The following is a 12,524-nucleotide window of genomic DNA, read 5'->3' as shown; positions in this document are numbered from 1 at the left end:
TAAACAGAAAAGGGACCCATGATGGGAGCCTACAATCATCTTGCGATATCAAATCCGAACGATCTGCTTTTTGGGCATGCACCAAAGCCGTTAACAACACGGCGTGGTTTGGTGCTGGGGGGCGGACAAGTTTATCCAGAGATCAACTTTACTTTACCGAACATCGAGGTCGCAGCATCGACGATGCCGGAGATACGCAAGCAGTACGAAGCATGTATCACAGGTGTGTTAGAACGCGCGGTGGATTTGGAAGCTCCGGGTTTGGTCGTGGAGTTTGAGACACTGCCGCCTATGACGCACAACCCTGAATGGGGACGCGAGCTGTGCAAGATCATGCTTGATGCGATGGAAGAAACACATGCGAAGCACGGCTTGAAGAGCGTGTTTCGCATGACGCCGAATGACAATCGCGAATTTGTGCGGCCGCCGGTGATGCGCAGCGGTGAATACTGGGACAACATGCTGACGCTGTTTGATACGACAGCGGCCGACGGTGCGGAATTGCTTAGTATTGAATCGGTTGGCGGTAAAGAGCTGCACGACGATGCGCTGCAGATGGGCGACATTGCGGGTGTGATCTTTGCGATGGCTGTCGTGGGTGTGCGCGACATGCGGTTCTTATGGACGAAACTCAGCGAGATTTCTCAACGGCGCGGTGTGCATTGTGCGGGTGATACGGCTTGCGGCTTCGGTAACACCGCGATGGTGCTTGCGGAGCAAAAGATTATCCCAAGGACGTTTGCGGCGGTAGTTCGTGCGATCTCAGCGGTACGTTCGCTGGTTGCGTATGAGTGTGGCGCGGTTGGACCGGGCAAGGATTGTGGTTATGAAAACCCGATCTTGAAAGCGATCACTGGGTATCCGATGTCGATGGAAGGCAAGACTTCGGCGTGTGCGCATCTGAGCCCATTGGGTAATATTGCTGCAGCGACGTGTGATGTTTGGAGCAATGAATCGGTTCAGAACATTCCGCTGCTCGCGGGGATGGCGCCGGTGTGTTACATGGAGCAACTCATTTATGATTGCCGCTTGATGAATGAAGCGTTGCAAGATGGGCGGGAGCAGGCGATACAGATGCAGGAATGGATGGTGCGTTCGGATGCATCGCGCGATCCGCAGGCTTACATGATCACGCCAACGAGTGCGATCCGAATTGCGGAGTCAATCGTGTCAGCGGAGAACCATTACCTTGCAGGCAAAGCGGCGGCGATGACGGCTGTCGAGTTGTTGCGAGAAGGGTATGACGCTGGTGAGGTGAAGATTCTGGAGAACGAAGTGCGCTGGCTGGACATCATTGGGGAAGGCGTGGCGATGTTGCCGGATGATGAGGGCGTGTTTATTGATCAGCAATTGGCGTTGTCGGATGAAAGCAGGTTCTTACCGGCTGAATACGAATTGGTGATGTCATAGGAAGGCGGATGAGATGACACCGAAAGAACGATTGATACAAGGTCTTGGGGGGGAAGCAACGGATCGTGTACCGTTTTTCCCGAAGATATGGATTGACTTGGCCGCGGCGCTGACGGGGACGGATCTGTGTGACGTGATCGAAGATCCGGAACTGGCGCTAAAGATCATCGTCGACGCAGCGGTGATGGTGAAGGCTGACGGTGCACGGCAGTTCCTGTTTCCCAAACGCAAGGTTGTACGTGATGGCGAGCAAGTGTACGAAGTTGATGAGAAAGGGAAGCGGCTCGGTTCGGTTGACATGGCGGGGGGGCTCGCGACGCAGTTGGATGATGATGCGTACTTTCGTATTGATGATCCGTACTTCATTGCTCACAGCCATCAGTGGAAAACAAGTGGGCCGCTCATTGAGGGGATGTCGGATGTGAGGCGGCTAGCGGTTCCGGAGAAGCAGTTCTTTGAGCAGGCGGGCTTCGGGGATTTGCAGCGACGTATGATTGCGTATGCGGGGGATCGTGTAGGGTTGGTCGGCGATTTGGGATCGGGGACGCTGCCGTTTCATGTTGCGTTTCGTGGCATGGAGAATGGATTGATTGATTTATTTGACAAGCCAGAGCTGGTGCAGGCGATCTTTGAGAAGGGGGCGGCGTGTGTGATTGAACGCGGGAAGTTCAACATTGATTGTGGGCATCGTGTGCTGCGGTTGAACGATTCGATGGCGAATATGGAATTGATTTCGCCGGACCAATGGCGTGCGTTTATTTTCCCGCATTTCAAAGCGATTTGTGATGAGCTTCATGGCTACCAGCCTGACGTCAAGATCTACTGTCACATATGCGGCAATGTCCTTCCGATTGTGGAAATGCTCGTCGAGGCGGGGCTGGATGCAATCGCGCCGCTCGATCCGCTAGGACAGTTCACCGTGGCGGATGTGCGCCAGCGTGTGGGTGATGATGTTGTGTTAATGGGCGGAGTGAACACGTTGTCGTTTATTCAATCAACACATGATGAGATTCAGACAGAAGCGAAGACGTGTATTGAGCAGGGAGTGGTGAGAGGCAATCGCGGATTTGTGCTGGGTAGTGGATGTGTGGTGCCGCGCGCGACGACCAAAGAGATGATGCTTGCAGTTGCGGAGACGACCTCGCATTTGGCTGAGACAAGTTAAGCGGGGTATGTTGTTAGGCTGAGTAATGATTTCCATTTAGAACACGCCATTCACAATGAGTGACGCGTGATCATAGTTCAGGGTCGGTTTCTATGGCTTATTGATTACCAGCCGAGGTATTTGAGATCGCTTGCGAGTTCCGCGTCATTTAGGTATTCGGCATCGAGGATGAGTTTTTTATCCAAGCTGTTGAGTTTGGCGGGGTCGATGTTTCTTGGGTAGTTGTTTAAGTGGATGGGCAGGGGGACGACGCCGTACATCATTTTGTCGCCACCCGCGATGCAGACGAGGTCTGATTGGACGGGGGTGTCTAGCAATTTATCTAAACGCCAATCGAAACTGAGTGATGGCGCGAAGCGGAGGTTGCTTGCTTTATCGCGGATTGGTTCTGTATATGAGGCATATTTCTCGATGGGGAGACGATTAGAGTTGCGGAGATGGAGGGTGATACCGAACTTTTTGGCGATGTTGCAATAGTCGATGATGCCAGCGCCCATATATTTGTGGTGGTTCCAGTTGCCGTGTGTGATGAGCAGCGCATCGGTGATGTTCATGTGCTGCATTTTGTTGAAGATGTTTTCGATCTTCTTGAGCGAGGTTTGGTATTGATAACCTTGTTCGGGGACGAGCGTGAGGTCGCGGCAGCCGCGGATCATATTGCTAAGGTCGACGACGGCGGAGAGTTTGCGATCGATGAGCCAATCGGCATCGGCGATGCATTTGTTCAGGTCACTACTATATAGATAGAGCGCGTCTATTTTGACCCCGCCGAAATGGTCGAAGAAGTTTAATGTTTGTGCGATGGATTGCGGGAGGTCGATGATGTTCCAGTAGCTGAGGTATTTGTTTTTATTTTCAGATTTGGCGGTTTGCGTTGCGCGTTTTTGTGGTGTGTTTGTGAGGCGGCCGCAGAGTTTGGCGGTGGTGTTGCCGGACCAGATGGCTTCCATATCGTGGTAGACATCATCCCATGAATCGTGATAGCGATTGAGGATCTGGTAGCCGGTGGTACCGGGGTTGTCGGTGATAGGTTTGTCGTATTGCTGTGCGAGAAGATCTATGTTTTTAGTATGGATCGTAATGCCGGCGGTTTTGGCGCGTTTGATGATTGTTGGGTCGGTGGTGGTTGCAAAGACATCCTTGGCATGGGTGAGTAGCATGAGTTTGTCGATGACTTGCGAGAGCTTATCGGGGGCGATGTCGCGGGCATCGACGATGAAGCGGATCTGTTTGCGGTTGAACCATGTTGCATCCCATGCGAGGGCGTCGATGTCGATGTCGAGCACGCTTTGGCCGGTAAGCTTGACACCTTCGAAGTGGTAAAGGAAGGACGGCCAGGTGACAAGTTTGTCTTTGAGGCCAGCAAGATGTGGGACGGCAAGGAGTTTGTTGTAGATGCGCTTGGCGGGTTTTGTTTCGGGGAGTGTGCGTGTGTTTGTTTCTTTGAGTTTGACGTGGAAGATGCGGATGTCGCCGCCGCCGATATTGTTTTGATCGGAGAGTCCGCCATTGAATTTACCGGCAAGAATATCGGGATAGTATTCGGGTTGCGATTTGATGGCCGTATCGTAGAGCGGCACTTCTTTGATGGATTGAATGTCGCCAATATTAGCGCTGATGTTGAACGGTTGGCTTTGCATGCTGTCGTTGAAGATGCCGAGCCAGTAATCACCTTCTCCGCGGCGATTGATGTTGTATGCAAGTTCGGGGTTGCCAAGGGTGAAGATTTGTTGTGATTCGATTTTCTTGGCGAGCAGTTGTTGAACATGATTAAGCAATATAAATGGGTGTTCGATGGAACCGAGCATGCCTTTCTGACGATCAATTGCAGGGAGGGCGATGTTGCGTTTGGTGTTGTTCATGCCGAAGGGACTGAGGAGCACGGTGACGGCGCCTTTGCCGAGCGGTATGTCGACAATGGCGGGTGTGTTGTTGCAGTGGGCGATGATGGATGCATCGCTTGGCATGTTGTCGAAACTGAGCAGGGAGAAGTCATCCGATTCGGTTTGTTTGGTAGATGATGCGTTCCATGTGATGTTCGATCCAGATTTGAAATTCAAGGTTTTTTGGCCAATTTGCCATTTGGGCCAGAGTTTCTGCGCGTTGGCTGCAGTGAGGATCAGGAGCCCACCTTGACGAGTGAAAGATTCAAGTTTGTCGCGGAGTTCGAGTGTGTCGGTTTTGAATTCGCCGGCACTGAAGATGACACCATAGCGGTTTAAGATTTCAGGTATTACATCGGTGAGTAGGACGTCGGCTTCGCCGTGTGGTGTGTCGGACATGCCGTAGCGTTGGTTGCGATATGCGCCAACGGATTCGTGATGCGGATAGAGGAATGAGAGTGCGGCGTTGGTGAGATGGTCGCCTTGATCATACAGGAGGCTTGGCCATGCGCGATATTCGATGCGCCTTGGGAGTTGTGATGGAAACTTAATGGGCGGGCGCCAGCCTGAAGCAAAATCAACAAGCATTGCGGTGGGAACTTGCAACACACCGGGGTTTGGGTTGTCTTTCACGAAGCGTTCAATGTCCATCATCATCACACCCATGGGGGTGACTTTGGAAACTTCTTCATCAGAAGCGACGAAAGAGATCTCGCCCATTTCCCAGTGCATGGCTGCGCCGTTCTGGAGATAGGTGTTGTAGGCGACGCGTCGGAGCAGGCTGAGTGATGCGCCTTTGAGTGGGCCGAAGTCATTGAGCCACCAGCGCTGACGAGCGCCGTAGGTTTTGAGGTTGTTGGGTTCGCCTTTGCGCGGTTTGCCGAGGTGACCGTAGGCTTGCATGACGATGTCACGGAGTTCTTGAAGGCATTTTTCGGAGTAGTATGATTTGACACCCCATTCGGTGCCGGAGGCAAAGCCGGCAGCCCAGAGATTGCCGTATTGTTTGCCCGCGCCACGAAAAAATGCGTTGTGAATGCGTGGATTGGTGCGTCCCCGGTAGAAGTTTTGCGCTTCTGCGATGGTGGTTGTGCCTTCTTTTAAAGTGTAATGCCATGCAGCCTGATTATGGTGCGGGAGGATGCGATTATTGTTTTGCTCGCCGTAGCTATGAAAGAGTTTTTGGAATTCGAGATATTGATTGATGCGGTTGCGCGTCATGGGGAAGGCGAACCAGTTGCCGATATTCATGTATTCGGCGTCGGCTTCACCGAATTGCATGCCGAGGAAAGCGGTGCCCATGATGTCGTAGAGTTCTTTGCATGCTTTGGTGTATGAGCCTTTGAGTTCGACGAGTTCGTTGTAGTTTTGTCGATCGATACCTTTAATGCGGAATTGTTTGAAGCCTGCGATACGGAGTGTGCCGCCATCTTCTTTGACTTTTTTGAGATGTGGTGCAAATTTTTGAACACTCCCAGGTTTTGCGAAGACGGTTTCTTCAACACGGAGCGCTTTGCCGGTGAGTTCGCGATCGACGGTGCGGTGTTCGACTCGGTTGGTGGCGCGCGGATTGATGGTACGGAGACCGATGTCGAGCCCTTGTGGTTTTAAAACCATGGGGTTTTTAAATTGCATACGTCCTTCGAAGTCGGGCCAGCGCGGTGGCGGTGATGGGCGACGTGAATAGTCGGGATAGTCGGCGGGATCGTGGAGGTAGGGATAGATAACGGGTGGACGAGTGATGATGTTGCTGTCAGTATTTGATTTAGCGGCGAAGCATGTTTTAGATACAAGTAGAAGCGCGAAAAAGAGGGGTAGGGTGGTGATAATGGTGCCCAAGTTGCGTGTTCTTGATCGCATGTGCTGGTTCCTGTTGAAATGCCAAGTATGCATGGTGTTATGGCGGATTGCAGGTGGATTGCCATGCAAGTTACATGTGTTACGCCAGTAAATATCGGATCGCTCCGAACACGGTAATTGTAACATATTCAGAAATGGTGTGTAAGGCAATATCGGCGCGTTTCTAGGGGCAAAGACGCTGGTTTTAATTATGATGAAGTCGGGTTGGATCATCCTCATCAGCATCTGATAGGGATGAGATCAGGAGAATGCGAATGATTGGCGGTCCATGAGGCGGTATTGGATGGCTTCGGCGACATGTTGTAGCGAGATTTCAGGTTGATCCTCAATGTCAGCAATTGTTCGAGCTATACGGCGGATCTTGTCGTAAGCACGTGCGGAGAGGCCGAGTTCGGTGAGGGCGTTTTTGAGCAGGCTGCTGGATGGGTTATCGAGTGGTGCGAGTTGGTCGAGTTGTTTGCCGGAGAGGGTACTGTTGGTATGGAGTGATCCGCCATTACGTTTGGTTTGGATGTTGCGTGCATGCAGAATACGCTGGCGCATTTGCGCGCTTGATGTGCCGGTGTGATTTGATGCGGCGAGTTGTTCGTATGGGATACGCGGGACTTCGACGTGGATGTCGATGCGATCGACGAGCGGGCCAGAGATTTTTGAGAGGTAGCGTTGCATTTCGAGATGGCCGATTTGGTCAGCGGGTTTGTCACCACCGGGGGTTGGGTTCATTGCGGCAACGAGCATGAATTTTGCGGGGAATTGGAAGGTGCCCTGCGAGCGCGCGATGGTGACGAGATGATCTTCGAGTGGTTGGCGAAGTGTTTCGAGCACGGTGCATGGGAACTCGGGCATTTCATCGAGGAAGAGGATGCCGTGGTGTGCGAGTGAGATTTCGCCGGGGCGCGGGATGGTGCCACCGCCGATGAGCGCGGCCGATGATGCGGTGTGGTGCGGTGAACGAACCGGTCGCTGGGTGATGAGTGATTGGCCTTTGGGCACGAGTCCGACGGAAGAATAGATGCGGGTGACTTGGAGTGCTTCATCACGTGAGAGCGGCGGGAGGATGCCGGGGAGTGCTTTGGCAGAGAGTGTTTTGCCGGTGCCGGCAGGGCCGATCATGAGGATGTTATGATTGCCAGCCGCGGCGATGGTCATAGCACGTTTGACGGCTTCTTGCCCTTTAATATCGGCAAAATCCACCGAGCAGGGCTGTGCATTACAGGCAGCTTGAAAATCAAGATGATCCAGCGGTTTGAATTCTTCATGATTGTTCAGGAAGCAAACCACATCGCGAAGACTATTCATCGGATAGACATTGATACCTTCGACGGCAGCGCCTTCATCTGCGTTATCCTTCGGAACAACGATGCCTTGCATGTTGTGTTTGCGGCAGAGCAGAGCGAGATTGATCGTGCCGTTGATAGGACGGATGCGCCCGTCGAGTGCGAGTTCACCTGCGAAAAGCAGGCCACGGTGTTTGTCGGTTTGAATGATGTTGCCTGCAGCGAGAAGACCGAGCGCGATGGGCAGGTCATACATAGGCCCTTCTTTGCGAAGGTCGGCGGGGGCGAGGTTGACGGTGAGCCGAGACATGGGGACGGGATAGCCACAATTGGTCATGGCGGTGCGGACGCGTTCGAGCGATTCACGAACGGCAGCATCGGGCAAGCCGACGATGGTGGTTTTAGGCAGGCCAGCTTGTGAAACATCAACCTCGACTTCACATAAGATGGGGTCAATACCCTGCAAGATGAAACTATGAATTTGAGCAAGCATGCTTTTAGTCTAACGAGGGGATAGATGGGTGCAATCATAATTTTGTGGCATGATTGTGATATGTGAAGCTGGGGGTGTTGCGCAAGAAAAACGACCTATCAGGGATAGGTCGCATCGTATTTGTGTGAAGTTGCCAGGGATTAGAGTACAAATTTACTGAGATCTTTGTCTTTGACTATCGCAGCGACTTGATCACGGACGAAGCTGTCGGTGATGGTGACGTTGGTGTTGTTGGCTTCTTTCATCTCTGGTGCTTCAAAGTTGATCTGCTCGAAGACTTTTTCAACGATGGTCATTAAGCGACGGGCGCCGATGTTTTCCAATGTGGCATTGGCTTGCGCGGCAAGATCTGCGATGGCTTCGATGGCGGCAGGTTCAAAGGTGACGTTCAATCCTTCGACGGAAAGCATGGCTTCTTGTTGACGTGTAAGTGCATTTTGTGGTTCAGTTAGAATGCGGATGAAATCTTCCTTGGATAGTGAGGTCAATTCAACACGGATCGGGAAGCGGCCTTGCAGTTCAGGCATGAGATCACTTACTGAAGCGACATGGAAAGCGCCTGCTGCAATGAAAAGAATGTGATCGGTATGCACTGTGCCGTGACGGGTGGAAACGGCGCTGCCTTCGACAATGGGGAGCAGATCTCGCTGTACACCTTGGCGGGAGACATCGGGGGAGCCGCCACCGGATTTGCCATTGGAATTTGAGGCAATTTTGTCGATTTCATCGAGGAAGATGATACCACCGGATTCGGTACGTTCGATGGCTTCGCTGGTGATCTTTTCAGGGTCGAGCAGCTTGTCTGTTTCCTGATCGATCAGGATTTCACGCGCATCCTTCACGGTTGTCTTGCGGCTTTTGCGTTGCTCAGGGATGAGCTTCTCAAACATATTGGCCATATCCGGGTCCATTTGATCGAGGCCCATGTTGGCGAACATGACAGAGGTTTGTGGCTTGCTCGTGATGGAAAGCTCAACTTCGCGGTCATCAAGCTTGCCGGCTTCGAGTTGTTCACGGATGCGATCACGAGCGCGCTGCTTGCGCTCTTCAGAATCTTCTGCGGGGACGTATTCGCCTGCGTCGGAGGGTTGTGGTGTGGCTGGTTGTGGGGTTGCTTCATGTGAGCCAGGTAGCAGGAGATCGAGTAAGCGTTCATTGGCGGCTTTCTCTGCCTTCTCTTTCACAATGACGGCTTGCTCGGAGCGAACCATTGCGATCGCTTTGTCGAGCAGGTCACGGATCATGGATTCGACATCGCGGCCGTGGTAGCCGACCTCGGTAAACTTGCTGGCTTCGACTTTGATGAAGGGGGCTGCGGTGAGTTTGGCAAGGCGGCGGGCAATTTCGGTTTTACCCACGCCGGTGGGCCCGATCATGATAATATTTTTGGGTGCGACTTCCCGGGCAAGATCGGCCTCAAGCTGTTGTCTGCGCCAGCGGTTTCGGATAGCAACGGCAACGGCGCGCTTGGCGTCGGATTGGCCGATGATGTGCCGATCAAGTTTTTCAACGATTTGCTTTGGGGTGAGGTTCTGCATGTTATCTGGTTCGGTATTTTCCGTGTTGTTTTTGATGGTGAGCGAAATTCGATTCGCAGGGGGTATGTTATCGCAAGAAGGTCATGTTGTGTGGGCCAGAGGGGGCCGAGTCTATCGGACATGACTTCTGTGCGGGTTGCTCAGATTATATCGACAAGTTAACTGGGGTGGCGGAGTAAATCGAGGGTGGTTATTGGTCGATGAAGAGGATGTGACAGGGGAGTTTTCTAGCCAGACCCGGCGCGGGGCTCCCTCATGATATGCAGATGTTGCATGAAAACCTCTGGGAGCCCATGAGCGAGGGAAGAATGGCTTTCGGCTTATCAAAAACAAAATTGACTCCGATTGCGATCGACTTTGGTGCAGACAGTATCAAGTTGTTGCAGATCGTTCCGACTAATCCGCCACAACTTGTTGCCGCTGCCGCAGTCCCGCTGCCGGATCATGCGCGGCAAGACCCCATTGCACGGATGGCATTTCTTGAAGAAGCACTGAAGAATTTGCTGAATACGCAACCGTTCAAAGGTAAGCGTGCGATTCTTTCGATTCCAGCTTTTCAAACCATCGTGCAGCACATGGAAGTCGGTGCGGGGGTTGATGAGAATCTTGAACTTGAGCTTGGTCTGAATCTTCAACAACGCCTGGGGATCAATCCGACCCGCATGGTTATCCGCCATTTCCCTGTCACAAAGATCATGCGGAACGGATCGAATCAGCAGGAGCTTATTTGCATTGCGGCTATGCGTGACATGGTCATGCAGTACATTCAGTTAGCATCACGTTGCAAGTTGGATGTTGTTGGGATGCACAGCGAGCCGGTGTGTTTGCTTAAAGCTTTCGAGCAGATGAATGATCTGAAGTCCGATGGCGCCCCAGTGTGTTACATCGACATCGGCGGCGCGACCACGAAGGTCATCATTGCCCACGGCAAGCAGATGATGTTTGCGAAATCCATCCATGCAGCTGGTGATCATCTAAACAAACAGCTTGCTACACAGCGCAAGATCGCGTTTGCTGACGCGCGGCAAGCACGCATTGCATACTCCAGAGGGATTAGTCTTGATGCTGCTGTGCATAATGTTGCGGGCGATGGCGAAACACCGGGTGTAAGTGCTGCCACGTCACAGAGTGTGATTCCAATGTTGAAGCAGATGGAAGACGCAGATGTAGATCATGAAAGTTTGGGCAGAGAAACGATCGAATGTCTGATCGATGAATTGCAGATGTGTTTCAGGCATTACAGTTCTTTGTTCCCCGAACAGCATGTGCAGAAGCTCGTGTTTTTGGGTGGGGAAGCGAATCATGTGAAAACGTGTCAGCGTATTGCCAAGAGCGTGCGTATTGCAGCGCAGCTGGGCGACCCTTTTGCGCGTCTGACACGTATTGGACAAAAACAATCTCCTGTCGGTGTGGATCTGGATCAGCCTCAACCTGGCTGGGTCGTACCGTTGGGACTGAGTTTGTGTGAGGCCAACCTTTAACGGAGATCGCATGTGGTGAAGACCACACAAACGATTGGAGTCGGACATGCCAAATGAAATGGGCTTTTTGCCGCAGGATTACTTAGAGAAACGTGTTGCTAGGCGGACCAACATTATTTGCCTGACGCTTTTCCTCATTGTTACGATCGCGATCGTGGCAACGTTCTTTGTCACGGGTAAACAGGTGCGGGAGGTGCAGGATCTCCGCGTTGCAGTGAATCAGCAATACGATGATGCTGCTCGTAAATTGGAAGATCTGGAAAAACTACAGGCGCAGAAAGACGAGATGATCCGCAAGGCAGAAGTAACCGCGGTACTGGTCGAGAAAGTACCGCGAAGTCGTTTGCTTGCAGAGCTGACCAACTACATGCCGATGTCGTTGAGTTTGACCGAGATGAAGCTTGAAACCAAGGTGGATACGCCAAAGGCGCATCCACGGACATCTCTTGAGCGTGCCAAGCAGCGGGCTGCTAATAACAAAAAAGCAAAGCAGAAAATTGTGGCACCGCCGGATACCACGGTAACAATTACGCTGATTGGGCTTGCACCGACAGATGTTGAGGTAGCACAGTTTTTGACAGCATTGAACGTGCATGACCTTTTTGCCAATCCTGAACTTCAATTCAGTGAAGAAACATTAGTGAATGACAATCGGATGCGGCGTTTTCGTATCAATCTTGAGCTCAATCAAGATCTGAATATTCAACATGTCGAGCCGCGTATGGTGAAGCGTCAGTTGAAAAACAATCCATTGGATGATGATCTTAAGATTTCAGAAGATGGAGCAAGCAGTATTAATGAATCTGTCATGCCTGTGAGCAATGGCTTTGAAACGAACAAGAGAAGGAGCCGGTAATGCGATTTGGATTAAGAGAAGGCATCTTCGTTGTATTGTTGATGGCGATGTTGATTGCTTCGTACATGATCATCTTTGAACCACGCAACCGCATGAAGGAAGAAGCGGAGGCAGAGATCGCACAGCGACAGGCAAAGTTGCAACAGCTCAACGAAGCCACCAAGCAAAACGGCCACGAAAATCTTGAGATCGAGATTGATCGTCTCAATGAAGCGATCAGTGAGTACGAACAGAAGCTGCCCAGTCAACGTGAAGTTGATGTGATTCTAAAAGAAGTATGGCAGCTTGCGGATAAGCACAATCTGATTCCCAAGAAGTTTGTGACTGGAAAGATCAACCGCACTGCGAACTATTCAGAAGTACCCAACACGATCGTCATTATTGGCGACTTTGATGGCTTTTATAGTTTCCTTCTTGATCTTGAACAGCTTCCGCGCATCACACGTATGCCGAAGATCGAGTTGAAGAAGATCAATACTGACGAAGGACAAATGAAAGCCGACATCGTGCTCAGTATTTATTTTGATAATCAGAGCAAAGATGCCTAATCGGGAGAAAGCC

At 51.7% G+C, this 12,524-nt stretch carries 8 protein-coding genes; 5 read left to right on the top strand and 3 right to left on the bottom strand.

Going from position 1 to position 12,524, the window contains the following annotated elements; translation table 11 throughout:
* The first annotated feature begins 18 nt into the window (after positions 1 to 18).
* Positions 19 to 1,410 carry a methyltransferase MtaB domain-containing protein gene (locus tag ACQ6WK_RS08480; protein WP_432800313.1) on the top strand — a complete coding sequence of 464 codons (1,392 nt, stop codon included), beginning with the start codon at positions 19 to 21 and terminating at the stop codon, positions 1,408 to 1,410.
* Between the two features lie 13 nt (positions 1,411 to 1,423).
* Positions 1,424 to 2,575 (top strand): uroporphyrinogen decarboxylase family protein, encoded by a 1,152-nt coding sequence (locus ACQ6WK_RS08475; RefSeq protein WP_432800312.1) that lies wholly within the window; start codon positions 1,424 to 1,426, stop codon positions 2,573 to 2,575.
* 104 nt (positions 2,576 to 2,679) lie between these two features.
* Here ACQ6WK_RS08475 and ACQ6WK_RS08470 read toward each other — a convergent pair whose 3' ends face one another.
* From ACQ6WK_RS08470 to hslU, 3 genes are all read right to left on the bottom strand, one after another.
* Positions 2,680 to 6,318, bottom strand: a complete 3,639-nt coding sequence (locus ACQ6WK_RS08470; RefSeq protein ID WP_432800311.1) for a hypothetical protein — start codon at positions 6,316 to 6,318, stop codon at positions 2,680 to 2,682.
* A 240-nt stretch (positions 6,319 to 6,558) separates the two neighbouring features.
* Positions 6,559 to 8,088: a YifB family Mg chelatase-like AAA ATPase gene (locus ACQ6WK_RS08465; protein WP_432800310.1), complete on the bottom strand. Its 1,530-nt coding sequence runs from the start codon at positions 8,086 to 8,088 to the stop codon at positions 6,559 to 6,561.
* A gap of 140 nt (positions 8,089 to 8,228) precedes the next feature.
* A complete protein-coding gene (hslU, locus tag ACQ6WK_RS08460; RefSeq protein WP_432800309.1) occupies positions 8,229 to 9,626 on the bottom strand; it encodes an ATP-dependent protease ATPase subunit HslU in 1,398 nt (465 codons plus the stop codon).
* A gap of 266 nt (positions 9,627 to 9,892) precedes the next feature.
* Here hslU and pilM point away from each other — a divergent pair, with 266 nt between their 5' ends.
* Genes pilM through ACQ6WK_RS08445 form a run of 3 tightly spaced genes read left to right on the top strand, consistent with a single transcriptional unit; the run spans position 9,893 to position 12,511 of the window.
* Positions 9,893 to 11,107 carry a pilus assembly protein PilM gene (pilM, locus tag ACQ6WK_RS08455; RefSeq protein ID WP_432800308.1) on the top strand — a complete coding sequence of 405 codons (1,215 nt, stop codon included), beginning with the start codon at positions 9,893 to 9,895 and terminating at the stop codon, positions 11,105 to 11,107.
* A 46-nt stretch (positions 11,108 to 11,153) separates the two neighbouring features.
* On the top strand, positions 11,154 to 11,963 hold the full coding sequence (locus ACQ6WK_RS08450) for a PilN domain-containing protein (protein WP_432800307.1): 810 nt from the start codon (positions 11,154 to 11,156) through the stop codon (positions 11,961 to 11,963).
* On the top strand, positions 11,963 to 12,511 hold the full coding sequence (locus ACQ6WK_RS08445) for a type 4a pilus biogenesis protein PilO (RefSeq protein WP_432800306.1): 549 nt from the start codon (positions 11,963 to 11,965) through the stop codon (positions 12,509 to 12,511). Before ACQ6WK_RS08450 ends, ACQ6WK_RS08445 begins: the two co-directional genes overlap by 1 nt.
* The last annotated feature ends 13 nt before the right edge of the window (positions 12,512 to 12,524 follow it).

The organism is Poriferisphaera sp. WC338, from assembly GCF_050931845.1.
Lineage (GTDB): Bacteria > Planctomycetota > Phycisphaerae > Phycisphaerales > Phycisphaeraceae > Poriferisphaera.
This window is presented reverse-complemented; position numbering and strand designations above follow the sequence as displayed.

Excerpts from the sequence above, each read along its gene's own strand:
- ACQ6WK_RS08450 (WP_432800307.1), top strand. The coding sequence starts at position 11,154 with ATGCCAAATGAAATGGGCTTTTTGCCGCAGGATTACTTAGAGAAACGT.
- ACQ6WK_RS08470 (WP_432800311.1), bottom strand. The coding sequence starts at position 6,318 with ATGCGATCAAGAACACGCAACTTGGGCACCATTATCACCACCCTACCC.
- hslU (WP_432800309.1), bottom strand. The coding sequence starts at position 9,626 with ATGCAGAACCTCACCCCAAAGCAAATCGTTGAAAAACTTGATCGGCAC.
- ACQ6WK_RS08480 (WP_432800313.1), top strand. The coding sequence starts at position 19 with ATGATGGGAGCCTACAATCATCTTGCGATATCAAATCCGAACGATCTG.
- ACQ6WK_RS08465 (WP_432800310.1), bottom strand. The coding sequence starts at position 8,088 with ATGCTTGCTCAAATTCATAGTTTCATCTTGCAGGGTATTGACCCCATC.
- ACQ6WK_RS08445 (WP_432800306.1), top strand. The coding sequence starts at position 11,963 with ATGCGATTTGGATTAAGAGAAGGCATCTTCGTTGTATTGTTGATGGCG.
- ACQ6WK_RS08475 (WP_432800312.1), top strand. The coding sequence starts at position 1,424 with ATGACACCGAAAGAACGATTGATACAAGGTCTTGGGGGGGAAGCAACG.
- pilM (WP_432800308.1), top strand. The coding sequence starts at position 9,893 with ATGTTGCATGAAAACCTCTGGGAGCCCATGAGCGAGGGAAGAATGGCT.